Annotated in this window: 18 protein-coding genes; 4 read left to right on the forward strand and 14 right to left on the reverse strand. The window is 44.2% G+C overall.

Annotated elements, in window-relative coordinates:
- Positions 1 to 69: 69 nt before the first annotated feature.
- The 3 genes from CI960_RS03355 to CI960_RS03365 all read left to right on the forward strand — a co-directional run bounded on the left by CI960_RS03355 (position 70) and on the right by CI960_RS03365 (position 4,302).
- Positions 70 to 1,734 carry an AMP-binding protein gene (locus CI960_RS03355; RefSeq protein WP_005855185.1) on the forward strand — a complete coding sequence of 555 codons (1,665 nt, stop codon included), beginning with the start codon at positions 70 to 72 and terminating at the stop codon, positions 1,732 to 1,734.
- A 165-nt stretch (positions 1,735 to 1,899) separates the two neighbouring features.
- Positions 1,900 to 2,115 carry a hypothetical protein gene (locus tag CI960_RS03360; protein ID WP_005855187.1) on the forward strand — a complete coding sequence of 72 codons (216 nt, stop codon included), beginning with the start codon at positions 1,900 to 1,902 and terminating at the stop codon, positions 2,113 to 2,115.
- An 81-nt stretch (positions 2,116 to 2,196) separates the two neighbouring features.
- Positions 2,197 to 4,302: an outer membrane beta-barrel family protein gene (locus tag CI960_RS03365; RefSeq protein ID WP_005855189.1), complete on the forward strand. Its 2,106-nt coding sequence runs from the start codon at positions 2,197 to 2,199 to the stop codon at positions 4,300 to 4,302.
- Here CI960_RS03365 and CI960_RS03370 read toward each other — a convergent pair.
- The 8 genes from CI960_RS03370 to CI960_RS03410 form a co-directional block, all read right to left on the reverse strand.
- The gene (locus tag CI960_RS03370; RefSeq protein WP_005855191.1) at positions 4,297 to 5,607 is read right to left on the reverse strand and encodes an NAD(P)/FAD-dependent oxidoreductase; all 1,311 of its coding nucleotides are present in this window, start codon (positions 5,605 to 5,607) and stop codon (positions 4,297 to 4,299) included. The two genes, CI960_RS03365 and CI960_RS03370, sit on opposite strands and share 6 nt — an antisense overlap.
- A 419-nt stretch (positions 5,608 to 6,026) precedes the next feature.
- The gene (locus tag CI960_RS03380; protein WP_094582228.1) at positions 6,027 to 7,694 is read right to left on the reverse strand and encodes an ISL3 family transposase; all 1,668 of its coding nucleotides are present in this window, start codon (positions 7,692 to 7,694) and stop codon (positions 6,027 to 6,029) included.
- Positions 7,695 to 7,887: 193 nt separating this feature from the next.
- Complete coding sequence (locus CI960_RS03385; RefSeq protein WP_005865576.1) at positions 7,888 to 8,733, reverse strand: AraC family transcriptional regulator; 846 nt, start codon at positions 8,731 to 8,733, stop codon at positions 7,888 to 7,890.
- A 351-nt stretch (positions 8,734 to 9,084) separates the two neighbouring features.
- Positions 9,085 to 10,506 (reverse strand): sialate O-acetylesterase, encoded by a 1,422-nt coding sequence (locus CI960_RS03390; RefSeq protein ID WP_005855197.1) that lies wholly within the window; start codon positions 10,504 to 10,506, stop codon positions 9,085 to 9,087.
- Between the two features lie 81 nt (positions 10,507 to 10,587).
- Complete coding sequence (locus tag CI960_RS03395) at positions 10,588 to 11,787, reverse strand: AGE family epimerase/isomerase (protein WP_005855199.1); 1,200 nt, start codon at positions 11,785 to 11,787, stop codon at positions 10,588 to 10,590.
- Positions 11,780 to 13,171 carry an MFS transporter gene (locus CI960_RS03400; RefSeq protein ID WP_005855201.1) on the reverse strand — a complete coding sequence of 464 codons (1,392 nt, stop codon included), beginning with the start codon at positions 13,169 to 13,171 and terminating at the stop codon, positions 11,780 to 11,782. Before CI960_RS03400 ends, CI960_RS03395 begins: the two co-directional genes overlap by 8 nt.
- 18 nt (positions 13,172 to 13,189) lie before the next feature.
- Positions 13,190 to 14,362 (reverse strand): glycosidase, encoded by a 1,173-nt coding sequence (locus CI960_RS03405; RefSeq protein ID WP_005855202.1) that lies wholly within the window; start codon positions 14,360 to 14,362, stop codon positions 13,190 to 13,192.
- A gap of 100 nt (positions 14,363 to 14,462) precedes the next feature.
- Complete coding sequence (locus tag CI960_RS03410; RefSeq protein WP_005855204.1) at positions 14,463 to 15,569, reverse strand: glycoside hydrolase family 26 protein; 1,107 nt, start codon at positions 15,567 to 15,569, stop codon at positions 14,463 to 14,465.
- Positions 15,570 to 15,825: 256 nt separating this feature from the next.
- Between CI960_RS03410 and CI960_RS23855 the strand changes: the two genes are divergently transcribed.
- Positions 15,826 to 15,975 carry a hypothetical protein gene (locus CI960_RS23855; protein WP_309567981.1) on the forward strand — a complete coding sequence of 50 codons (150 nt, stop codon included), beginning with the start codon at positions 15,826 to 15,828 and terminating at the stop codon, positions 15,973 to 15,975.
- Between the two features lie 212 nt (positions 15,976 to 16,187).
- Here the strand turns inward: CI960_RS23855 and CI960_RS03420 are convergent, their stop codons facing one another.
- The 6 genes from CI960_RS03420 to CI960_RS03445 all read right to left on the reverse strand — a co-directional run bounded on the left by CI960_RS03420 (position 16,188) and on the right by CI960_RS03445 (position 24,370).
- The gene (locus CI960_RS03420; RefSeq protein WP_005855208.1) at positions 16,188 to 17,654 is read right to left on the reverse strand and encodes a PD40 domain-containing protein; all 1,467 of its coding nucleotides are present in this window, start codon (positions 17,652 to 17,654) and stop codon (positions 16,188 to 16,190) included.
- Positions 17,655 to 17,660: 6 nt separating this feature from the next.
- Positions 17,661 to 19,430, reverse strand: coding sequence for a DUF6057 family protein (locus tag CI960_RS03425; RefSeq protein ID WP_005855210.1), 1,770 nt, complete (start codon positions 19,428 to 19,430; stop codon positions 17,661 to 17,663).
- A gap of 7 nt (positions 19,431 to 19,437) precedes the next feature.
- Positions 19,438 to 20,910, reverse strand: a complete 1,473-nt coding sequence (locus tag CI960_RS03430; protein WP_005855212.1) for a PD40 domain-containing protein — start codon at positions 20,908 to 20,910, stop codon at positions 19,438 to 19,440.
- Positions 20,907 to 22,472 (reverse strand): DUF6057 family protein, encoded by a 1,566-nt coding sequence (locus tag CI960_RS03435; RefSeq protein ID WP_008780989.1) that lies wholly within the window; start codon positions 22,470 to 22,472, stop codon positions 20,907 to 20,909. Before CI960_RS03435 ends, CI960_RS03430 begins: the two co-directional genes overlap by 4 nt.
- Positions 22,456 to 23,058, reverse strand: a complete 603-nt coding sequence (locus tag CI960_RS03440) for a DUF4369 domain-containing protein (protein ID WP_005855217.1) — start codon at positions 23,056 to 23,058, stop codon at positions 22,456 to 22,458. The genes CI960_RS03435 and CI960_RS03440 overlap by 17 nt, the downstream gene beginning before the upstream one ends.
- A gap of 184 nt (positions 23,059 to 23,242) precedes the next feature.
- Positions 23,243 to 24,370: an aspartate aminotransferase family protein gene (locus CI960_RS03445; protein WP_005855219.1), complete on the reverse strand. Its 1,128-nt coding sequence runs from the start codon at positions 24,368 to 24,370 to the stop codon at positions 23,243 to 23,245.
- Positions 24,371 to 24,380: the final 10 nt, after the last annotated feature.

Genomic DNA, 24,380 nt, shown 5'->3' on the forward strand with positions numbered 1-24,380 from the left:
TTATAGGTTATATCATGGCAAAAGTAAGGATTTGTTTTTACTTTTACGCAAATTTCACAAAAGTGTGCTATGATCAAAGAGAATTTCATTAAGATTTACGAGGAGAGTTTCAAGGAAAACTGGGCCTTGCCGGCATTAACGGATTACGGGAAAAGTAAAACCTTTACTTTCGGTGATGTAGCAACGGAGATCGCACGTATTCATCTTTTATTCCATGAGTGCCAAGTCCGTCGTGGAGACAAGATCGCGTTGATCGGTAAAGACAGCTCCCGTTGGTGCATCGCTTATATGGCGGTTGTTACTTATGGGGCGATTATCGTGCCTATTCTTCAGGACTTTAATCCGAATGATGTACATCATATTATTAACCACTCGGAATCTGTCTTTTTGTTTGTTAGCGACCGGATTTGGGATTCTTTGGAGGAAGATAAGATCGAAGAGGTTCGCGGTGTATTCTCTCTTTCTGATTATCGTTGCTTGCATCAACGGGATGGGGAGAATATCCAGAAGTTGATGAAATCGCTGGATGAGAAGATGACCGAGAAATATCCGGATGGCTTCACCCAAGAGGATATCAAATACGCTGAGCTGGATAATGACAAGGTGGTAGAGATCAACTATACATCGGGTACGACCGGATTTAGCAAAGGGGTTATGTTGACGGGGAATAATTTAGCCGGAAACGTGACGTATGCCCGGACACTGGATCTATTGTTCCGGGGTGAACGTGAGTTATGTTTCCTGCCTCTGGCCCATGCCTATAGTTGCGCTTTCAATTTATTGGTACCCATGGCATTCGGTGTGCATGTCTATTTATTGGGTAAGGTGCCGTCTCCTAAGATCTTATTAAAGGCATTCGAGGAGGTGAAGCCGAACTTGATCTTGATGGTTCCCCTGATTTTGGAGAAGATCTATAAGAAGATGATCCTTCCTCAGTTGAATAAGCGAACCTTGAAGTTGGCTTTGAATATCCCACTGTTGGATTCACGTATCTATGCCCAGATCCGCAAACATTTGGTGGATGCCTTGGGAGGACGTTTCCGTGAAGTGATCGTGGGGGGCGCCGCCATGAATCAAGAAGTAACGGATTTCTTGTATAAGATCAAATTCCCGTTCACGATCGGTTATGGTATGACGGAATGTGGCCCGTTGATCAGTTATGACCATAATAATGAGTATGTGCCCGGTTCTTGCGGACAGATATTGAAAGGGATCATGAAAGTCCGTATCGATTCGGAAGACCCTTATAATAAGGTAGGCGAGATTCAAGTATCGGGCGAGAACGTAATGAAAGGCTATTATAAGAATGATGAGGCAACCCAAAATGTCTTCACGGAAGATGGCTGGCTAAGGACGGGTGATTTGGGTACGATCGATCATGACAACCGTATTTTTATACGTGGACGTAGCAAGACGATGATCTTGGGCGCTAGCGGACAAAATATTTATCCGGAAGAGATTGAATCCAAATTGAACAATTTGCCATTCGTGATGGAGAGTTTGGTCGTGGAGAAAAACGGGAAATTGATCGGGATGGTGTATCCGGATTACGATACGGTGGATAGTACGGGTATCTCGCATACGGATCTTCCAGTTATCATGGAACAAAATAGGATAGAGTTGAACAAGCTCTTGGCTCCTTACGAAACGATCTCGGAGATACAATTGTATCCGACAGAATTTGAGAAAACACCGAAGAAAAGTATTAAGCGTTACCTGTACAGTAATTATTGATAAATAAATAGAAAGCAAACGCAGCTAATATTCAGCATATTGTAAAAGCGGTAGAAAATAATTCAAAAAAAAACGTCTTATGTTGTACAACATATATGATTAATACATACATTTGCATCGTTTTACAACAACAAGATATTATAGACCGTTTAAATTAAGAACAAAATGAAAAAGTTAGTTGCATTTGCTGCTGTTATCGCAGCTGTATCATTCGCATCTTGTGGCAACAAATCTGCTGAATCTACCGAATCTGTTGCTGAAACAGAAGAGGCTACTGTAGTTGAGGAAGCTCCTGTAGTAGAAGAGGATGCTGCCGCTACTGATTCTGTAGCTGTCGAGGTTACTGACTCTGTTGCCGTAGAAGCTGCTCCTGCTGAATAATAATCAGTAAACGAGTTTTGAGGACAGTCTGTATGCGTTGAACATACAGACTTTTTTTGTTTATAAACCATAGATAATGATATGAGACAAATTTTACTTCTTCCATTGGCCGCTCTATTGGCTATGCCGGTATTCTCGCAGACTCCTGCCGATACGACGCTTACGATTCGGAATATAGAGATTCAGGGTACCCGTTTCGCCGGGTTGAGCGAGAGGGGTGGGATGAAAATCTTGCGGGTAGATAATAACTTGAGTAGCGTTACCAATACGACGGCGGATGCTTTTCGCCAATTGCCTTCTGTCATTACCGATATGGAAGGAGCCGTTACATACAGGGGCTCCGGTAATGTCGGGATGCTTGTCGATGGAGTTCCTTACGGTTTGCTGGAAGAATATAGCGGTGACGTGCTGATCCAACTTCCCGCCCTGTTCTTTAACCAGATCTCATTAGGGGCATTTCCTCCGATTAATGCGGTGCCGGATGGTGACGCGGGCATACTCAATCTGGTGCCTCGTATGTATGGAACGGGAGATTCCCCTCTATATGTTACGCTTGGGGCGGGATGGAATGAGCGATATAACGCAGGAGCGGTATTGAATTTGCATCCCGGAAAATTCCATATCAATGCGAAATACAATTATAGGAGGGAATACCGGGAACGATCTTTCAGCAAATCGACCGCGACCGCTAAAAACCGGACGGAGATGAATAATAATGCCACGGCTCGTCCGGACGTACATGTGGCGGATATGAAAGTAGACTATGATCTTTCCGCGAAAGACCGGATCACCGTGCATGGCCTGTATCATTTGATGGATTATAGCCGGTATGGACGCATTAACAACCGGGTATTCAACCCGAAAGGGGAGCAAATGAAGTATGTGATCCGTAACCGGTATAACGACCAGCGCCAGGAAGCTTATGCCGCCGAAGCGTATTGGAACCATGAGATTTCGGAGAATCAAGGTTTTTATACCGTATTCAACTATAATAATTTCTCGTATGATGAGGATAATGATTTCAAGAATGAGAATCCTCAAAACGGGAATATCGTCTCGGAGGATAACCAATCTATCGACCATACGAAACATAATTATTTCTGGGGATTTGGATATGGGCAGGAGATCGATGGTTGGGATTTCAAGCTTGGTTATATAGGTCGTGTGCGAAACGAGGATTATCTGACGGCTGCTTTTGATAAGGTTGACGGTAGTTTTGAGTTAAGTCCGGCGAAATCGTATAATTACGATTTCAACCGTTATCTGAATTTGATCTATGCGGACGTGGTTAAGAATTGGGGCGCTTTTAACGCGGAGATAGGGATACAGGCGGAATTTAGTCATTTTAAGATGGATGAGTTTAGCCCTTCTTGGATCAACGATCCTTATTGGCAGGGGATAAAAGGCAAAGAGAACAAGAGTTCCCGTTTTCATTTGTATCCTCGTTCCCGTTTTACTTATGAGGTGAATAAGAGCAATCGCTTAAGCTTGAGTTATCAGCAACGGGCGATTCGTCCGAATGGCAGCTATTTGTGCTCTTTCTTGAATAACAGTGATCCTACCCATATCATACAGGGGAATCCGGACTTGAAGGATGAGTTTATCCATAACGTAGAGCTAGGATATCAGTTCTCGGCTCCCCGTCTCCGTTTGACTCCGGCTATTTATTACCGGAATCGTACGAATCGTATCATGGAAACCGCTAGCCAAGTAAATGACGAGACGGTTTGGAAGAAAGAGAATATCGGACATAGCCAAGCAGTCGGAGCCGACTTGTCCGGTAGCTGGAATCCGGTACGTATCTTGACGGTCGGTTTCTCCGGGGATATCTATCGGGACGAGATCGATGGGCGTACGATAGGCTATGACGAGAAGAAATCCTTGGTTTGCTGGGATGTGAAGGGGAATGTAAACGTAAGTATTACGCCGACTACGGATTTTCAGGTAGACGGCTTCTACGTTTCCGACCAGCTTACGCCTCAAGGTAAGATCAAAGGCCGTTATAGCGTAAATGCCGGTCTCTCTCAATATTTCCTCAATCGTAAATTATGCGCGAACTTAAGTATCAACAATATATTCGATAGTTTAGAAGAAACAACGATTATTGATGCCCCGAACTTAGAAATGACGCAAAAGCGCAATCGTGATGCCCGGGTAGCTTGGCTTACGTTGACTTATAGTTTATAAAGTAGGTTCCGTGCCCTGTGTTCCATCTTGTTTGTGCTTTTGGATGAACAAGATGAAACGCATGGAACGGTCGTACGTGAAATAATTCCAGATCCAGTCGATCAGTACAATTAGCTTATTCTTGATTCCTAAGATGGAACGTAAATGTACGAGCATCCAAACCAACCATGCCGTAAATCCATGTAATTTCACCTTATTTAAATCGGCAACCGCTTTATTCCTGCCGACAGTAGCTAAAGTTCCTAAATTCTTATAATGGAAAGGTCTCGGTTTTTTTAGAGCCTCGATCCGTTGTAGATTTTCGGCTAATAACTCACCTTGCTGAATCGCTACCTGAGCGACTTGCGGATGTCCGTTCGGGTAATCCGGTTCTGCCATCCAGCAGACATCTCCTATGGCGAATATATTGGATAAGCCTTTTACTTGATTACATTCATTGACGATAATCCGTTCCCCCCGGGTCAAGAGTTCTCCTTCGATATGATCGAAATGCACCGCTTTCACACCACTTACCCAAAGTAAGGTCCTAGTGGGTATGGTTTGTCCGTCATCTAAGAAAACGTCCCCATCCTTATAGTCCACGACACGCTTCTGAAGAATGATGTTAACGCCCATATCCTCAAGGAAGCGTTTAGCGTTGGAGGAGGCTTCCGGAGACATGGCCCCTAGTAATTTAGAGGACCCTTCTATCAGATAGATATTCATATGAAAGTTTCCTAGATCCGGATAGTCTTTCGGCAAAACAAACCGTTTCATCTCGGATAAGGCGCCGGATACTTCTACACCTGTAGCCCCTCCACCTACAACAACTATATTTAGCAAAGCTTGCTTCTCGTCCGGGTCCGTACAAGTAGTCGCTTTCTCTAAATTAATTAATAAGGTGTCTCGTAAAGCTAACGCCTCTTCTACCGTTTTCATGGGTAGAGACTGTTCCTCGATCGTTTTGTTTCCAAAGAAGTTGGTGATAGTTCCAGCGGCGATTACAAGATAATCATATTCCAATTCGCCGATGGAGGTTTGAATGGTATGCCCTTTCGGATTGACGCCATAGACCTCTGCCAACCGGAAGTAAAAGTTCTTTCTCTTCTGGAATATCTTTCGATATGGAAAGGATATTTCATTATATTCTAAGCCGGAGGACGCTACTTGATAAAGCAGGGGAGGAAACTGGTGATAGTTGTTCTTGTCGATTAAGACTACTTGAAACTTGCTCTTTTTCAATTTCTCAGCTAGTTTTAACCCCCCAAATCCGCCCCCGATAATTACGACCCGCTTTTTGTCTGTGTAAGGAATGTTGAAGCCCATGATCTAAACGCTTTTTTTATATAAACATAGAAAGAAGCGAATTGGTTCTTCCGTTAATTATTAATGAATGTAAGCGGGTAGAGGCTTTATTTACAGGAAGGTTTATCGTGTTTCGGGGAAATACGTTTCTTTACCTTCCGCTTCAATCGCAAAAACTGCAATATGGAAAGTATACGCATCAAGATTATGAATAAGATAACCCCTAGCAAAATATAGCAAATTATCGGCGATGTCATTTTACCCTCTTCTTCACAAATTTTATCCCAGTCTTTAATTTGGAATAGTAAAACATAAAAAAATATGGTGGTCATTATACACTATCTTTTATTAGATCATCCATACGGATAGGTGTCTAAAATCAATGAGGCAAAGATAAATGAGTATAACTTGGTTCTTCGTCAAATTTGGTGGTACTTCTTCTATTGTGAATAAATAATCTTCGCTCTCAGTAGTTTAACTCCTGCCCTATTGTACATCTGTCTTTTTACCGCTTTAATTTTATTCACTGTCCCCTCCAGTAATCCGTTACTGAAGGGGATATCAATAGCTGCCTGTACTGCCTCCCAGTCTTTTTCAATACCATATGCAAAGTTCGTCAGTGCCATATTCCGTGTTGCCTTCGCTTTTTCAATCCACTTTCTAATATCCTTATCATAAGTGTTCCCATTAATCATATCTCTGAAATTCTGACACACGCTTAAAAGTTCTTTAATCTGCGGTGAGGACTTATACAGTTCCGCTAGTTTAGGATTATCCGATTCTCCCTTTAGAATGTATTTGCGTATCTGATTCTGTGAAACTCTCTGTATTTTACTTCTGTTTTCAATGCTCTCATTATGCTCCTTGACTTCCTTCCTCTTTTGTTGATACCTTTTTCGCAAGCTGGATGTTATCCTTCCAATAAGTGCGCCACTGATTTTACTCCCCATTTTTTGTGCCAATATTTTTCGAGTAATACAGCCCGCACTAATGATTGTAGCCAGTTCGGATACATATTTAAGAGCTGTCTTCTGTTGCTCATTCAAGTATGCCCCTATTCTTCTGTTGTGAATAATCTTATAAATGTAGCGACTTTTCTTACCCAAATGTGCGGCTGTCTGCTCAATGGTCATCCCCTGCATTTTTAAGTTCAAGCTTTCCCTGTATATCTTCAATTTTTCTCTGTGTCGGACATCTCCCATGTTAAATATGTCCTGAAGAATTAACGAAGAAGCCGTGTCTCTGTCAGGATATTCGTATTTGAGCTTTTTCTTGGTCTGACGGATTATTTTCTCTATTTCCGGTATCATCGTGTCCGTCATATTCTTGATTAGATGGAATCGGTCGCAGATTTGTGTAACACCAGGAATTATTCTGTTTATAGCCTCTGTGAAACATCTTCCACGGTCTCTCGTTATATATTGTATTTGAGGATTCCGGATGAGCCAGTTATCAAGTGCTTCTCCGTTTCTATCCTCTAACAAAGCAATAGGTATGTGTGTCATCTGGTCTACGACCACACTCATATAATCCTTACCTTTTTTATAGGCAAAATCATCAATACCTACATAAATACTTTTATTATGCATAGGATTGTGTTGTCCGCACTGTTGTAGGATGCGTAAGCAGGAAGAACTACTGGCTGTTATATGGAACAGTTGCAAAAGAGAAGAGGCCTTTCGGGAAGTAAGTTCCAAACTTATCGATCTGATGCGTTCCTCAACAAGATAGCTCCGTCTACCATACCGACGAGCCAGAAAAGACAACGGTTCGCAGAATATTTTTTGTGGACAAGAAACATTGTCACAATAATATTTGCCAACCTTGATGACTAACTCCAAAGTATGACCGTAAACTTCAAGATCCTCAATATGACGGGAGTAGTAACTGTGCAATCGGTGACTGAAATGTCCGCAATAAGGACAGGAAGCCCCTTTGCCAGCCGTATGTAGAAAGACCGTCAATGAGCCAACAGCTTCAGAGATACCATCTTGTTGCAGATTATCGTAGCCAAGACTGAATCTGAAATCATGGAATAATCCCCTATTTGTAGGAGCATTTTCTTTTTTTGATGTATATTTGTACGTTGTAGATATGACTTGTTGCATTGTAACTCTTAATGATGTGGTGTCTTTAAAGTTACTAAAAAGCAAACATATCTACAACTTTTAATAGGATTAAGAAAGAAGAAGACAGTTGAAATAAAAAAGAGATTACCACCAAATTTGACGAAGAACCTATAACTTATTAGGAGTTATACAACTTGACAATTTAAATGTATATTCTGATAGGGGGTGTTTTTTACAATGATTTAAGTTTTTTCCTTAGCTCCGTGGGACTATATCCAAAGCGTGCCTTGCAAAATTTGTAGAAATGCGAATGCGAGGAGAAATCGAATTCATCTATTATATTCTTAAAATCATCCTCGCTGTTAGCTATGGCGACCAATAGTCGTTTGGATTTCTCTTGCATCAGCCATTCGTAGGCTGGAATACCGAAAACTTTTTTAAACTTCATCCGAAAGGAATTTACTCCGTAACCTATCATTTGAGCTAGATCTGTTACTGTTTTAGCTTTTATATAATTCTCGGCGATGAGTCTCTCAAACTCTGCTGAATGCGTACTTGATAAATAGAAAAAGTAGTCTAATTCCTCTTTTCTATAAAGCTTTTTCAGTAAGTAGAATAATTCCGTTCTCTTTAATTCATACAAAGGGTAGTTCAGGAAATTATTTTCAAGATATTGTCCGACAAGTTCTAGAAAACCGTATAAAGGTTCCACTATTTTCAGTTCTATCCACTTAGAGATAGGTTGAGGTAATATTCCGTACGGATGTTGGTAATACGGTAACTCATTCATCGTTAAACTGTCAAAAAAGAAAATGATGATTTTTGAACCTAGTGTGATATCATATGTGTAATTTTCAAATGATCTTAGAAAGATCATATACTGTTCACCGATTGTTTTCTTTTCTTCTTTAGTGGAATATATAGTTATGGATCCGCTTAAGATAAAAATAATCATATCGCTGGATAAACCAGATAAGGTTTGTGTTATTTCCTCTGACATCAATATGATACTAAAGCCAGCGTGTAAGATTCGGTTTTCAGATGTTTCCGGAGAAATTCTGTTAATAAGCTTGTTCATAAAATTATTGTTATTTAGTTTGTTATACAAATATTTCCCCCTTCAGTAAATCTAGATGCAAAAAAAGCGCAATGTATTAGTATGGTCTGTATACAAACTATCATTTTTTGTATACATTATGATATGAATGAAAAATACATAGGAATCAGAGGAGGTCTCTGATTCCTTGTAAAATAAGATCTCCCATTTTTTTATGGGAAGAATTAAGTTCACTAATACTTTAGGAGGGTAATTTCTATTATCACAATAGAATGAAATAAAAACTAAATACGTCTTACAGATGAAAATAAGACATTACGTGTGAACAAGCTTGAATATTATAACGTATTGTATTTTATTTTCTTAGTCGTTTTATTTATCCGTGCGGAATGGAAGCACCGGTAATCCTTGTACGTTTTGCAAGTTGCCAATTTGGAAATTCCGGAAGCCATAACGAACGGCTATTGGGGCTTTTACGTCTGGAGCTGAGATAATAACGGTTTTTTTGTTAGCGTCTATAGTTGCGTTAGCCTTGTGGAAACGCATGTCTTTTCCGGCTATCTCGAAGCCTATGATCCCGTTATCTCGATTGAAGCCATCTTCCGCATTCTTGAAAAAAAGAATGATTTTATCTTTATCTACTTCCATATGATCGTATTGGGGGCCCTCACAAGCGATGGTTGTATAACCATAGGTTTTGTTTAGAGCCATATAACAAAGACGCTCACCGATCTTTTGTTTTTCTTTGGGGTGTATTTGCCGTTTCTCGTAATCCTGTACCAGATCGTTCGTGGAAACAATACCGCTATTGGGGATCAACCGGGTAGCTTTGTATTGCTCTTCACGAAGGTACGCGGCTTGGTCTCCTTCTCCATATTCGTAAGGGGCGATTTCTACCAGATAGAAAGGTAATTCTTCTTGTCCCCATAATCCTCTCCAATGTTCTACCATTGTCGCTAGGCGTTTAGCGTAGTCCGGGTGTCCGACATTTGACTCTCCTTGATACCATAGGAAACCTCTGACCGTATATTTGCTGGCCGGTTTCAGCATTCCGTTATACATGATCATGGGTTGTAGCATCGGATGGATTTTCTCATCGTTACCCGCTAAGGATAGATCGATATCGCTATAATTCCGCAGGATGTCTTTGGGCAACCAACCTTCAACCGTGGAACCGCCCCAGCTACAATTGATGATACCTACCGGGACATTCAATACCTCGGTCAATAGGGTCGCGAAGAAATAGGCGGTAGCTCCGAACTCCGGGGCGTTTCGCGGATCACATACTTTCCATTCGCCACCTACCGGATAATCTTTCGGTTCCAAGGCTCCGACCCGTTGGATCGTAGCGTAACGGATCGAGTTCTTATATTTCCCGGATGTAGCGATAGCGTGGTTTCCTCCCTCGATAGGGCAGTGCCAGAAACCTCTTAATGGCATTTCCATATTGGATTGGCCGGAACCGAACCATACCTCGCCGATCAGAAGATCATGCAAGACAATCTTGTCTTGTCCATTCTTTAATGTTAACTGTTGCTTTTCGAAACTGGCCGAGGGCGTCTGAACCCAGATTTCCCATCTGCCTTGATCGTTTACTTGGGCCGTGTATTCCGTATTGTCCCAAGAACTACGGACTTTCAGGCTTGAATTTGGGGTTGCATTTCCCCAGAGCCGTACTTTAGTGGCTTGTTGGAGTACCATGTTGTCGCTTACCAAAGCTGGCAGCTTGATCTCGGCCCGGAGGTTCACCAAACCGAGAAGGAGGCCTATCACCATCCAATAGAATTTGTTCATATCGCTTGTTTTTTTGATGTCGGAAGCTTCCGACGGTTGTTAATCTGATAAAAAAGAGCCGGCAGGCGGTCTGCCGGACGGTTATTCGCCGGCAAGTCGTTCGATAATCTCCATACACATCCGTCCGTTGTGATAGGGACATTTCCAGAAACCGGCCTTGTCATCCTCGCGATTGATCTCGTGATCGAGCGATACGCTCCAATGCCATTCCCCTTGTTCCTTGTCGATCAAATAACGCTGAATGAATTTCCAGCATGTATAGGCTGTGCCTAAGGCAGGCTCATCTCCGAAATGTTGATACAAGTTGAAATGACCCACTACATTCTCGGCTTGCACCCACCAATGCAGGTCCGTGTCGGCTTTCTTCTCATTCGGGTGATACTCGTAAATGAGGCTACCGTTCGCTAATAACCCGTCTTCGGCCGCTATCGCTACCTTTTGAACCAAGGGCTCTACTTTCTGAAGAATCTCGTTGTCTCCCAATTCGATAGCGGCCTCATGCAGTAACCAAGATGCCTCTATATCATGACCATAGGAGATGATACGGTATTTGCTTTCCCAATCCTCGTTGAAAAAGAGGTTTAAATGATAGGTACGGTGATCCAGAATCTTGTCGGTGAAAATCAGGATCAAGTTTCGGAGTTGTTTTTTGAGGTGCTCGTCTTTCCATACCCGATACAAGTTAGTATAAGGTTCGAGGATATGCAGATGGGTGTTCATAGTTTTTTTCTCATTCTCATCCTTGTCGCTTAGTCGCATATCCTCTATCAGTTTCCAGTCTTTCGTAAAGGCTTCCATATAACCGTTCTTTTCCGGGTCGAAACTATATTGTTCGATTGCCTTGAAGAGACGGATCGCATAATCCAACGTTTCTTTATCTCCGGTAGCCCGGTTGTACTCGCTTAATCCGTAGATAGCGAATCCTAAGGCGTAGATTTGCTTTTTGGTTTGCACGGGTTGACCGGTATAGTCTAATTCCCAGTAAATACCCTCGAATTCTTGGTCGTAGAATTTATCGATAAGGTAACGTTTGGCACGGGTCGCCGTTTCCAGATATTCCGGCTTTCGTAATAAACGGTATGCGGCGGAGAATGTCCATAGGATACGGGCGTTCAAGATGGCGCCTTTAGGGGCATGTACGACTCGTTGATTGTTTCCCGTGATTTGCCCATGGAAACCACCATACTCACTATCTATCATTCGGTTCATCCAGAAAGGGAGGATATTGTTCTCTAGCTCCCATTGAACCTCGTTTTGTAAATCTTCGGTGATTTTATTCATTTGTTTCTTTTCTTTTGGTTTCTAACGTAGCGGTGATTTCCTTCATCTTTGTCTCGCTAAGCGGGTAGAAGGCGATAAATACAACGGACAGGATCGTACCTACGGCCGGTAAGAAACTGAGGAACATCTTGATTCCGCTAATCGTTTCCTCGCTTTGTACGGTATTGGCCTGAAACCCGAAGAAAGCGAGTAGCCAGCCTGTGATTGCCGTGCCGATCGCCCATCCGAATTTCTGGCTCATGGACGAGGAACTGAAGATCAATCCTGTGGCACGGTTCCCTGTTTTTAGTTCTGAGTAGTCCGTGCAATCGGCATACATGGACCAAAGTAGGGGGAAAATACTACCGGCACAAATACTGATGAACACTTGGAACGTGAATATCAGGGCTAGATCCGTCTTGTCGAGCCAGAAAAAGAGGATGCTTAAAACCGAGGCGATCAGCATGGAGCCCATATAGGTTCTTTTCTTTCCGATCTGGTTGCTTAATGGGGCGGCCAAGATCACGCCGACAATATTGGCCGCCTGTCCTACCGCCAGATATAATCCGCTTAAGACGAAGGAGACTCCGAAAAGAGATACATTGGCATAGGCTTCCTCAATGATAAAGTATTTGAAATAATATACGGTAGCCCCGTCGCGGATGGAATTGAAAACCAGAGCGGAGACACCTGCTCCCAATAGTATCCACCAAGGCTTGTTGTGCAATAGATCTCTCAAGTCATCTTTTAACGAGCCTTGTTGCTCTTTAATCGGTTTTACCCGTTCTTTTGTCCATGCGAAACATCCATAAAAGAGAATGGCGCACAGGATAGCGATAACTACGACAGCCATGGTCCATCCATGTTGTTGATCCGCCAATTCATCGCTATTTCCACTAAAGAAACGCACCATCGGCATGAATAGCAACAGGGCTATAAAACTGCCAATATAGGCGAATACCATACGGTACGTAGAAAGGGTATTACGGTCTTGTGGCAACGGGCTCATTACTCCAAGCAAGGACGCATAAGGCACGTTTATAGCGGAGTACACCATCATCATCAAGGAATAGGTGATATAGGCATAGATCAAATTACCTGTTTGTCCGAAAGAAGGAGTCATGAAAGTGAGCACTCCAATAGCGGCGAACGGGATCGCCAGCCAAAGCAAATAAGGGCGAAATTTTCCCCAGCGTGTTTGCGTACGATCCGCCGCAACGCCGACAATCGGGTCAAAGACCGAGTCCCATATACGAGTTATCAAAAACATCGTACCTACGGCTGCTGCCGGTAATCCGAATACGTCCGTATAGAAAATCATCAAGTAAGCGCCAAACAGTTTCCAGAACATGGACGATGCCATGTCCCCGAAACCGTAGCCTATCTTCTCTGTTAGTTTAATCATATGAGTGGTTTTTGTAGGTTATTTCAGGAGTGGAAGATTTCGATCGATTAGCTTTTTCAGCGTCTCGACAGATGCGGTCGTAGTCAGCCCGTCGGCCGGAGTGTTCATGCAGTAATCTACCAATTTATCGATTGTGGATACAGCCACGTGCATACGGGTATCGGAAGACGCATAGTAAATATACACGGTTCCATCCTCATCCGCGATCCATCCGTTAGAGAATAAAACGTTGGATACATCGCCGATCCGTTCCTCATTTTCCGGAGCCATGAAATAGCCGGCGGGTGTGGCGATAGGTCTCGTGGGATCTTCCAATGCGGTCATATACATATAAAGCACGTAACGTAATCCGGCGGCGCATCCCCGTACGCCATGGGCGAGATGTAACCAGCCTCTCGGTGTCTTGATCGGGTGGGGGCCTTCGCCATTTTTCACTTCCTTGATCGTATGGTAGTAACGTTGGTCGATGATGGTTTCTTCCTTGACTTCGGCGTGCGTGATATCATCAATCAAGGCCCATCCGATACCACCGCCACTTCCTGCGTCGATAAATCCGTCTTGGGGGCGGGTGTAAAGGGCGTATTTGCCATTTACGAATTCCGGATGTAATACGACGTTACGTTGTTGGCTCTTGGTCTTTAAATCCGGGAGACGTTCCCAGTTTTTCAAGTCTTTTGTCCGGGCGATAGCTGCCGTGGCGGTTGCCGAGGATAGATCTCCGGGAGCTGCGTTCGGGTCATGGCGCTCGGCGCAAAAGATTCCGTAAACCCAGCCGTCTTCATGAGCGGTTAGGCGCATGTCGTAAATATTCGTGGCCGGGACAAGATCGTCCGGCATGGTTACCGGGTAATCCCAAAAGCGGAAATTGTCTACTCCGTTCGGGCTTTCGGCTACGGCGAAGAAGGATTTACGGTCGCTTCCTTCTACACGTACCATTAATATATATTTGTCATTCCATTTGATCGCACCGGAGTTCATGGTTGCGTTCATGCCGATGCGTTCCATCAAGTAGGGGTTTGTCTTTTCATTTAAGTCATATCTCCAGAAGATCGGGGTATGCGCGGCTGTCAGTACAGGGTGTTGATAACGGGTGAAGATTCCGTTTCCGTCTTCTAAAGGGATATTTTTCCGGCTTAACAAGGTTTCGTGTTTAGCGAAGAGTTCGTTTACTTTTTCTTGAAATTGTTCCATGATGTTTTTGCTTTAAATGATATTATCAGATGGTGGGAGACGGGGCACGCCCCGTCTCTACAACTGGATATGACGTGATTTATCTGGTTTATGTATGATGTTATTTATATAGGTTGATATCGGAGGCGAACAATGTTTTCGGATTTTCAAAGAACTTCTTGAAATCCTCGGCAGAGGCTTGTCCGGGATAAGGGCCAAAAAAGTGAGTGACTTTTTCACGGGCGTTTCTCCATACCAATACATAAGCGACCGGATATTTCTCCATGGCAGGCAGCAGGGTTCCCGTCCACCATGTGGAGTCTGGTACCCCTTCGTAGCCGGTCTCCGTGATCGCTATGATCTTATGGTTGGCTTTGCCTATGCTGTCTATTACGGAAAGACTGGTATCCATGCTTTTCAAGAAGAAATCCTTATCTTCCCGTTGGTAAGCGTCGAAGCCTAGGACGTCGATCAAGTCATGTCCGGGGTAACGTTCCAGATAAGACGCTTGATCCCGCGGCTCCGTACCTGTGGAATAAGCGTAAACGATCTGGTCTGCCGCTCCGTGAGCGTTTAGATAATCGGCGGTCATTCGCCATAGCGCCTTGTATTCATCCGTGGTACATAAATTCTGTCCCCACCAGAACCAACTTCCGGTGTGTTCGTGCCAAGGACGGAATAGGACGGGAATCTTGGTGCCATCGCTTGTTTTCAAGGAAAGGATGAAATCATTCACTTTGCCTAGCCAACTTTGGAATTTCTCATAGTTCTCCCCTTCCGGAAGGATCGATTTCACGACAGCATGGTCTGATACGTCCCAAGCGTCCCCTCCGGTTTTAGGGTTACGGGGATGCCAACTTAAAGATACCAAGCCTCCCCGGTTATATTGGTTGATGATTTCCTTGCGTATTTTCTCGAAAGGTACTTTATCAAGGCTTTTATCTCCCCCGAGTTCGATCTCTCCAAGATCAAAGCTGATAACGGCCGGATAATCGCCGCATACTTTTTGCACGTCTGAGCCTCCTTCGTCAAATTCCCATCCGATCCCATAAACCGTATCATCGTGATGTCCGAACATGATTCCTTTTTGTGGAGTCGCACGTAGGTTCTCTATTAAACGTTCTCTCGGCGAAACCTGTTCGCTTGTCGGTTCTAGTCCTTTCTTCGACGGTGAACAGGCGATTAGTGCCCCTAGGCATAACATGGTAATTAATTTCGTGTTCTTCATGATAACTGTCTTTCTTTATGAACGCGAATGTAAGAGGTATCGGGCAGACAATCTAGTATTATTTTATCTGATAGCGATATTATTTTCATTTTAACCGGAACGGTTGTTTGATTTGGAATTCATTGTTATCTTTGTGCATGTTAATTAATCAAATAGAATGACTATGGGAAAATGGAATGATTTACAAGAACAAGTGAAGGAAGGGAGAGAATGAGAGAAAGCCCGAAAGGAGAATTTGGGAAAGTTCTTTTATGATTTGGCGAAACTGACTTTTGCGGGTGTAGTTATATGTGGGGTTATCCCGTTGTATAAGAATCCGAATGATTTTTCACAGTGGGTAATGCTCATAACAGGTTTAGGAGGTACAGGAATGATTGCGGTTTGTGCAAATAGAATATTTAAATAATAACAGATATGAATAACATGACATTTTTGTTTTTAATTATTATCGTGGTAATGGGGATATTTCTTGCATGGACTTATACCAAATCCGGTAAGAAATGGCTGAAGAACCTATAGCGAACATCTAGATATAGAACTATACCCAATACACGGATCTTATGGAATTATTTATTTTTTCTATAAGATCCGTGTATTGTTTTTGGTAACCCTTGGTTTCTAGTCCCCAACTTGAACCTGTATACGCTCTTTTGAAGTTATCCTCTTCTCAAATACTTTCGTGTCCAGCAGAATAGGGGCATTGACGAAATCCGGGACATTATAGGAATAGACAGAGCGATCGTAATAGGTTTCCGGATCTTCCTGGGGAAGGAGAAAGGGCTTGCTTATCTTGCCATTCTCATCCATGCTTGCCAGATAAAGGCGGGTATAAAGGCCGTCACCCCGGCGGCTACTGAAGACAAACCAGCGGGAGTTGCTACTCCAGTTGTGAAAGCTTTCGGTATCATCGCTATTTACTTCGGATAGCTCGCGGAGGTCTCCGCTTGTCAAGTCCAGTAACCATAGATTCGCCTCTTTATGCCAGATCGAAAAGTTTCCGTAATCGGATAAGGTGAACATAATATATTTGCCGTCATAGGAAGGGCGGGGAAAAGATACGCTTTTCCCTAAAGCCTCAGCGTTCACCAACGTATCGATACGGCTCCCGAATGTACCGGCAGAGGGATCAAAATCGATACTACATAAATTATATCTTATCTCTTTATATTCTTCGGGAATCTTTTTAGCTTCGGCGGAACAAAAGTAAAGCGTACGACCATCCGGGGAGAACGCAGGGAAGGTCTCGAACCTGTCTTTCTTTTGCAAAGAATCGCAAAGGAGTAGACGATGATCTGCCGGATGGTAAACGACTATATCAGATTCCAAATCCAATACTTCTACCCGCTCGTCCTTAACCGTATGGAACGATTGTCGGGTGTTGTTCGTGGAATACGCTATATATTCGCCTCCGGGATGCCAGTAGGGATAGACGCAAGCGGCGATTGTCTGATCTGTTTTCGTGTTGAGGTATTCATCCTTATTGTCGGTTCTCATAAAAGTGGCTCCATGCGTTCCTCGGATGTGAAGACTGAAATGGCTCGGGTCCGTACGGTTAAAGGCATGGCAGTTTACGCACATACCTTTGACCAGCGTGTTTTCCACCAAAGGTCTTTCTTTATGAGACGATAGATCACGCTCATAAATACCCATACGGCTGTAGACTTCATAACCGGGAGCGATCTTTCGGTATACTAAGCCGTAATCGATCGGGTGGGGGCTGATGTACATGGGGAAAGGTTTGTAAGTACTCCATTTACCCTCTTGCTTGATACTGACAGTAAAGAGTAAACTATCGCCTTGATTGGAGATGAGCAGTTGTTTCCACTCTTTTTCCGGGAAATTGACATGCTTCGCGTTTATATGCACCTCTTTGCCTTGGCACCCTTTTACGATAACATCTATCCGCTCATAGGAGGTATCCGTATAAGAGAAATTCATAGGTGCTATCGTGGCGGGTATTGTCACCCCGATATAATCCGGATAGATGGACGGGTATTTCTCTATTTGTTCGGGGGATACTACCGAATCCCCACAAGCGGTAAATAACGCTATACATATACTATATAATAAGATAAGCTTTCTCATGGCCGTTTATTTTCTGAATAATAAGTAATACCAAAATGTCTTCTCGTATTTTGGGCGAAGGATAGGCTCGGAGTCTTTCTGCGTCATATAAACACGGGCGAACTCGCTTACCCCTTCCAATACGTTGCGGGAGATGCTCCAAGGAAGGCCTTGGAAATTAGGATGCTGCTGTGTCCAAATGAAAATCAATGCCTCTTGATAAGAGATGGGTATGTGGTTATAGCCCAGATCTTTTCCCAGCGGATAATATTTCATGAAACGTTCCAGATCCTTCTTTTGCAAGACATAGGCTAACATATACTCGAAAGCCATCCGGTTACTTTTGTTATGTTGCAGCAATAAGCCTAGCATGACATCCATTTCCGTGTCGCTGAACAAGAAATCTTCTGTATATCGGGCTTTTCTCAACCATCCCCATTCGGGATGCTTCTCTATCTTTTCATCGTTATTTAGATAGCTCATGGCGTTGGTCGCCCATTTCTTATAGAACAAGGTATGCTGCAAAGCCCGCAGGTATTTGGCGGCGACAGCGTATTGTCCATTGATCAAGTTGGTCTCGGCCAGACGCATATAGGCACGTCCGCTTTTCTTATAGTCGGGGATAGCCTCCATCGCTTCGAACATATAGCGTTGTGAGGAGTTGATCATTCCCAGATGATAGAATATCTCGCTGGTAGGGAGCGGTGAGGTGAAATCTCTTTGGAAGGTGGGGATCAATCCTTCCGTTCCATTTTGGTAGAAATGGAACATGCGATCCCCTAATTGCCCGGTCTTGGCGAGAGCCAGATTTAAGCAGGTCACGGAGAAAGGAGAATTAGGCTCTTTGTTTTCCGCCGCCTTGATGATCTGGTTCCATTGTTTCATGCGGGTGAGGTAGTCGTATTTCATAGCCTCCTCCTTATCCGAATTGCTGGCGGCATAGATCCATGTGCCACCACCGATAAGGAGCAGGGTGGAGATAATACCCATCCATGCCTTAGTGCTCTTTACGGGTGGGGGAAGTAAAGCAAGTGCCCCGGGGGTTATGGCAACGGTAGCAATAACAAGTAACAGGGTGTTGGGAACGATCATGGGGAAACGATAATAATCGATGCCGGTCATGAGGCTAAGCAATGGATATTGCGTAAGGCTTTGTGCCAATAGGGGGCATAGGATTCCAAGCAAGATGTAGATAGGAATCCATATATAGGATTTGTTGGATACGATTGGTACGGGTTTGATGCAATGCCCGATTGCTACTCCGATAACGAAGATGAAATAGGCCCCACCACCTACGATCCAGTAGAGTACCGGCATTATTAGGAGCGTATAGATTATTCGTCCCCATGGATGAGTGATTTTTCGCTGGATGATTAAGGCGAAGAGGGCGAGAGTTATGGAGACAGGGAATGCCAGCAGGGCATTCTCATCACATAAAAATACCCAGAGCAGGATAGAGGGGAGAAAGCTGAACGGATACCAAAAGTCGGAAGTTCCCATTTGTTTGGCCAGCCAGTTTATTTGCCGTTGGATAAGCACGAGAACGATCGCCAAGATCGTAGCCCCTGCCCAAGCGAAATAATAGAACTGCGTCAGGAACTCCGCTATATATTCAGCGATGCCTCCGGGATGGAGACATTTGTCGATTCCATATTCCGGCGTGAACAGGAATAACTGGAATTGCTCGTGGTAATGTAAATGATGAGGATAATAAAGTCCCCAAAACAGGCAAATCGCACAGCCGAATAATAAGGAGGCGATTCCTCTTATGTATCTATATTTACGTGTATTTTCCATGATTCTATTATTTAAAAGTCTCAGCTTCCTCGTCGTAGTAGATTTCTTGTACATCTTCAGCGTCGAAAGGAAGCTCGCTAGTGGATAATTCAGGTATATTATAAGATTTCAACGTGATATCGTAATGTTCCGGATCCTCTTGCGGGAGAACGAAAGGTTTATAGGCTTTTCCCGTACTATCCACGTAAGAGAAATAAGGCTTTCCGTATAGTCCGTCATCCCGCTTACTGGCAAAGACAAACCAATGGCTGTTAGAGGACCAACTATGGTAGGTATCCGATTTATCGGAGTTGACGGCAGGTAAGGTATCTATCTTCCCGGTCTGGAGGTTCATCATATGCAGGTCTGTTTCTCGGTGCCAGATCGGGAAGGTTCCATAATCGGCTACCGTGAAAAGTAGGTATTTACCGTCGGGCGATATCTTGGGATGGCAGGCGGAGCCATTATGCTTCTGGGCATCCCATACGGTTTCGATCTGTCGGCCCCATTCCTTGGTATCTTTATGGAAAGATATGCGGCATAGGGAATATTTTAGGTTATGGATGCTATCGGGCAACGGCTGGATGGGAGCGGAGCAATAATAGATCCAGTTCCCATCGGGCGAAAAGGTAGGGAAGGTCTCTAACTCATCCTTCCGGCTAGTCAATGGGGAGGTGATGAGTTGTTTCTTTCTGAAATCGGCGACCACTAGGTCGGAGGTTGTGTCATAGACTTCCAACCGCTTACTTCCTAACGAATGAAAAGCAGGGATGATAATATTCGTGGAAAAAACGGCGAACTGCCCCGATGGATGGAAATCGCCATAGACAGCCCCATTCGGCAGACTGTCGTTGCTCAATTTCAACTTCCTCAAATGTCCGTTACGGTTCAGCAGGGTGCCTCCTTGCTTTCCCCGTAAATGGAACATGGATAAACTTCCTTTCTTATTTCCGTAAATATGGCAGTTCATGCAAGAACCGTCGGTATCTTTGTTGTCGGCAATAACCCGTTCCTCGAAGGTATTGATCTCCCGCTCGCATAATTGGATCTTGTTCCATACCTCGTAGCCGGGTTCTATAAGCCGGTAGCTTATGTAACTATCCAGTTTCTCCGGAACTACTTGCCAGTAGAAAGAGGGGTAACGAAACCATTTACCCTTGATACGGGCGACTACGGTTATTTGCAGGCGGTTGCCCACTTCCTGCTCTAAAAGGCTTTCCCATAGGTTTAAAGGGAAAATAGCTTTCTTTCCGAAAGATAATTGTATCTCTTTTGATTTCCCTTTTAAGGTTACTTGCATAGCGTCCGCATCGTTTCTCAATAAGAAGTTGAGAGGGGCAATATTCGTGGGAATCATGATATCCGTATAATCGGGATACATGGGGATTGGGTCTGTGGTATCCTCTATTTGCTTCGGGGTAGGGGTACATCCTGCCAGCAAGCAGATTATCCAGACGAGGTAATAGGTTATGTTCTCTTTCATGATTCTTGCTTCTTTCATGGCTTACTCTCCTTTCCGGGCTCTGTGGTCGCAAAATGATAATAGAACCAATAGGTCTTGCCGTATTTCTCTTTCAAACTCGTGTCCTTTGCCTCATAAAGCCGGGTATAATCGGCGAATTCTTTCGCTATCTTTACCGGGATTTGGTATTTTATAAGCTCTTCCGCACGGATATTACCTTGGCGGGCGAGATGGATCAGCAGGGCCTCGGCGAAAATGGAACTAGAGACCTTACCCGGTACATAATCTTCTACAAAAGAACGGAGATCTTTAGAGAGTAAATGATAGCAGAGTAAGTATTCGTAAGCACGGAGATTGCCGGCGTTCGAGGCGACTAAGTTCCGTAAGGAAGTCACGGCATCGTTACCGGAACGTAGATGGTCTTGGGTCGGGATGTCTCTGCGTTTCTTCTCCAGCCACTCCTTTACTCGCGGGGTTTGCTGACCGGGTATTCTCTTTTCGGCCCAGCTTTTATGAAGGAGTGTCTTGTCTAATATACGTAGATATTTAAGAGCTGCCTCATCATCCCCATTGACCAGATTGATCTCAGCCAGCCGTTTGATCATACGGCTACCCGAATTGCGGGGAGAGAAGATCATACTTAGCATGGCGCAATGCTCGGCCATGGTCATATCTCCTAACGTAAACCATAACTCGTTAGCGAATAGGATAGAGAGAAAAGAAGCGGATGGGTTCACGGGGAGGATCAACCCATTCGTACCCGGTTGATTCCACGCTAGGAGGTTCCGGGAGAGAGATACGGGTGAGTTGATCTCGGACGGATGCGTGGCATTGTACAGGTTCCGGTAATAGGTCACCCAAAGGATTTGGCGGTCTGTCTCGAGATGTTTCCTCATCTTTTGTATATTTCCGAAATAATGTTCCACATCGAGGCTGAGTACATACTCCCGGTCGAGATCCGGCTTACTCCACCAAGTGGTAGCGGGATATTGGGTCGCTGGAAGAAGTAATATACCTGCCGCAAGCAGGGCACTTAGCTTTTGATGGTGCGCTATGATTCCGGCGGCCAGCATAAGGGCCAGACAGAGCCATGCCCCGTACCCGAAGCACCAATAGCAAAGAAGCATGGCGGGAATGCAGGTAAGAAGACGTTGCCCCTCAGTTTGGCTCCGGCTATATAACAGGAAAACACCTTCTGCTCCGATCAAGGAGAGAGTCGCGGATAACGGATAGGCGAGTCCGCAAGACCTTCCGGCCTCCCATAATACAAGTAGTATCATAAGAGGAAGGGCGTATCTCTTGCTGACGAATTGCCGGAATGTCCGATAGGTAAGCAGGGCAAATAAAGTTAAGACAACGCTTAGGATGAACGGGCCTCCCCCGATATAATAAAAGAATTGCGTAAGGAAATCGCCGGTGAGACAAGCCAGCCACGCTTCCTCCTGAAAATATCCACGGAGAAACTCGCCGCTGTACAAGAACAGCATCATTTGCTCTTTGTGGAACAAATGATAGGGGTACATCCAGAAGAAGAAAGCGAAGATCGCTATCGCCAGTACCGCTAGCGTGATCGACAGATCCTGTTTAATGATTCGCTTCATCCAGTTCCTTTCGTAGCTCTTCGGTCAAGGAGGTTTTTATCATCTTATAGAGGAATTTCCCGACCGTTTGGTTGATATGTTCTTTCATGAACGCATAATTAAAAGCTTGCGTCTCTACTCTCAAGGAATCCCATGTCTGCTTGATGCGGATGGAATCTTCCGGCGAGCAAGTCTTAAGCGCTGTCCATAGGGCATAGGATTCGCTATCGGTCTTTTGCTTCCGGTCTTTCCAATGCTGCAAGGCGTCGTTTTGCGGTGTACCGGAGGCCGAGCTGATGGAGTCTATCCGTACTGAGGTCACACCCGGTTCCGTTACGACCAGTAGCTCTTGGAACTTGAGACGCAAAAGGATGCGCATACGGAGGACTTTCATTTCTTCTCCCGTTCCTTGGAAAGTAAACCGTGCGTTCTCTATTCTCGTAGAATCGATATTTTCGATTGAGGCGTTTTCCATGGGTGCCAGATAAATCCATTCCCCATCCTGCTGTGCGGTGGGTAGGGTGCCTTCTATGATGTATTTGGAATCGTTAGATTGACAGGCAAATAGGCACAATAAAGTGAATACTCCTATAAATAGATATTTCATCGATCGTGTTCATTAGTAATTAGAGACTCAAAGTTTAGACTGCGTAAAGTTAGTATTTTTTCGGAAAAGGGAATGATGTTTTTTTGACAAAGGGTGATACTTAATTTACGTCGCTGTTGGGGAGGAATGGAAAAAAGGAGGACACTAATTCAGACATCCTCCCTTTTTATGAAATAAAGAACAATTAAGCGTTTAGGACTTTCTTGAAGCGACGGATAAATTCCTTGGCCTCATCCATCGTCAAGCAAAGCGGAGGAAGCAGACGGATCGTATGGGTTCCGGCTACGCCCGTGAACACTTTCTCCTCAAAGAGAAGTTTGCTACGTACTTCCTTGATAGATTCCTCGAACTCGATACCGATCATCAAACCACGGCCCCGAATTTCCTTGATACCAGGAAGTTTATGAAGCTCTTCCAATAAATAGGCACCCACTTTCGCCGCGTTATCAATCAAACGCTCGTCTTCCATAATATCGAGAACGGCGATAGCGGCTGCGCAAGCCAAATGGTTACCGCCGAAAGTAGTGCCGAGCATACCATAAACCGGCTTGAATTTCGGGCTGATCAATAACCCACCCATCGGGAAGCCATTGGCGATACCTTTCGCTACCGAGATCAAATCCGGCTTGATACCGGCATATTGATGTGCGAAGAATTTACCGCTTCTTCCATATCCGGATTGAATCTCATCCAAGATCAGACAGGCATCATAAGTCGTACACAGGTTGCGTAACTCACGCATAAAATCATCCGTTGGCAATTGGATGCCACCTACACCTTGGATACCTTCGATGATCACGGACGATACATCCCCCTTCTTCAACTCTTCCTCTACGGCGGAAGCGTCGTTCAATGGAAGATAAGTAACCGCTAGATCCTCATTTACCGGAGCGATGATCTTCGGGTTATCCGTGACACGAACGGCGGCGGAGGTACGTCCATGAAAGGCGTGCTTGAATGCGATCACCCGCTTCTTCCCGTTATGAAAAGAGGCGAGCTTTAACGCGTTCTCGTTCGCCTCCGCTCCGGAGTTGATCAAGAACAACGAATAATCATCGTAGCCGGAAGCCTTCCCTAGCTTATCCGCTAATTTTTGTTGCAAGCTATTGATAACCGAGTTCGAGTAAAAGCCTAATTTATTTACCTGCTCGGTAATCGCCTTTACGTAAGTAGGGTGGCTGTGCCCCACCGAGATCACGGCATGGCCGCCATATAAGTCGAGGTACTCGTTTCCCTCGCTATCCCATACATGACATCCCTTGCCTTGTACGATCTCTATATTAAATAATGGATATACGTCGAATAAATTCATCTTTATAGTA

Origin of the sequence: Parabacteroides sp. CT06, assembly GCF_002257605.1 — a bacterium.
Lineage (GTDB): Bacteria > Bacteroidota > Bacteroidia > Bacteroidales > Tannerellaceae > Parabacteroides > Parabacteroides distasonis.

What these genes read in the sequence shown, in the direction of transcription:
- CI960_RS03355 (WP_005855185.1), top strand. Translation starts at nt 70, where the DNA reads ATGATCAAAGAGAATTTCATTAAGATTTACGAGGAGAGTTTCAAGGAA.
- CI960_RS03360 (WP_005855187.1), top strand. Translation starts at nt 1,900, where the DNA reads ATGAAAAAGTTAGTTGCATTTGCTGCTGTTATCGCAGCTGTATCATTC.
- CI960_RS03365 (WP_005855189.1), top strand. Translation starts at nt 2,197, where the DNA reads ATGAGACAAATTTTACTTCTTCCATTGGCCGCTCTATTGGCTATGCCG.
- CI960_RS03370 (WP_005855191.1), bottom strand. Translation starts at nt 5,607, where the DNA reads ATGGGCTTCAACATTCCTTACACAGACAAAAAGCGGGTCGTAATTATC.
- CI960_RS03380 (WP_094582228.1), bottom strand. Translation starts at nt 7,694, where the DNA reads ATGCAACAAGTCATATCTACAACGTACAAATATACATCAAAAAAAGAA.
- CI960_RS03385 (WP_005865576.1), bottom strand. Translation starts at nt 8,733, where the DNA reads ATGAACAAGCTTATTAACAGAATTTCTCCGGAAACATCTGAAAACCGA.
- CI960_RS03390 (WP_005855197.1), bottom strand. Translation starts at nt 10,506, where the DNA reads ATGAACAAATTCTATTGGATGGTGATAGGCCTCCTTCTCGGTTTGGTG.
- CI960_RS03395 (WP_005855199.1), bottom strand. Translation starts at nt 11,787, where the DNA reads ATGAATAAAATCACCGAAGATTTACAAAACGAGGTTCAATGGGAGCTA.
- CI960_RS03400 (WP_005855201.1), bottom strand. Translation starts at nt 13,171, where the DNA reads ATGATTAAACTAACAGAGAAGATAGGCTACGGTTTCGGGGACATGGCA.
- CI960_RS03405 (WP_005855202.1), bottom strand. Translation starts at nt 14,362, where the DNA reads ATGGAACAATTTCAAGAAAAAGTAAACGAACTCTTCGCTAAACACGAA.
- CI960_RS03410 (WP_005855204.1), bottom strand. Translation starts at nt 15,569, where the DNA reads ATGAAGAACACGAAATTAATTACCATGTTATGCCTAGGGGCACTAATC.
- CI960_RS03420 (WP_005855208.1), bottom strand. Translation starts at nt 17,654, where the DNA reads ATGAGAAAGCTTATCTTATTATATAGTATATGTATAGCGTTATTTACC.
- CI960_RS03425 (WP_005855210.1), bottom strand. Translation starts at nt 19,430, where the DNA reads ATGGAAAATACACGTAAATATAGATACATAAGAGGAATCGCCTCCTTA.
- CI960_RS03430 (WP_005855212.1), bottom strand. Translation starts at nt 20,910, where the DNA reads ATGAAAGAAGCAAGAATCATGAAAGAGAACATAACCTATTACCTCGTC.
- CI960_RS03435 (WP_008780989.1), bottom strand. Translation starts at nt 22,472, where the DNA reads ATGAAGCGAATCATTAAACAGGATCTGTCGATCACGCTAGCGGTACTG.
- CI960_RS03440 (WP_005855217.1), bottom strand. Translation starts at nt 23,058, where the DNA reads ATGAAATATCTATTTATAGGAGTATTCACTTTATTGTGCCTATTTGCC.
- CI960_RS03445 (WP_005855219.1), bottom strand. Translation starts at nt 24,370, where the DNA reads ATGAATTTATTCGACGTATATCCATTATTTAATATAGAGATCGTACAA.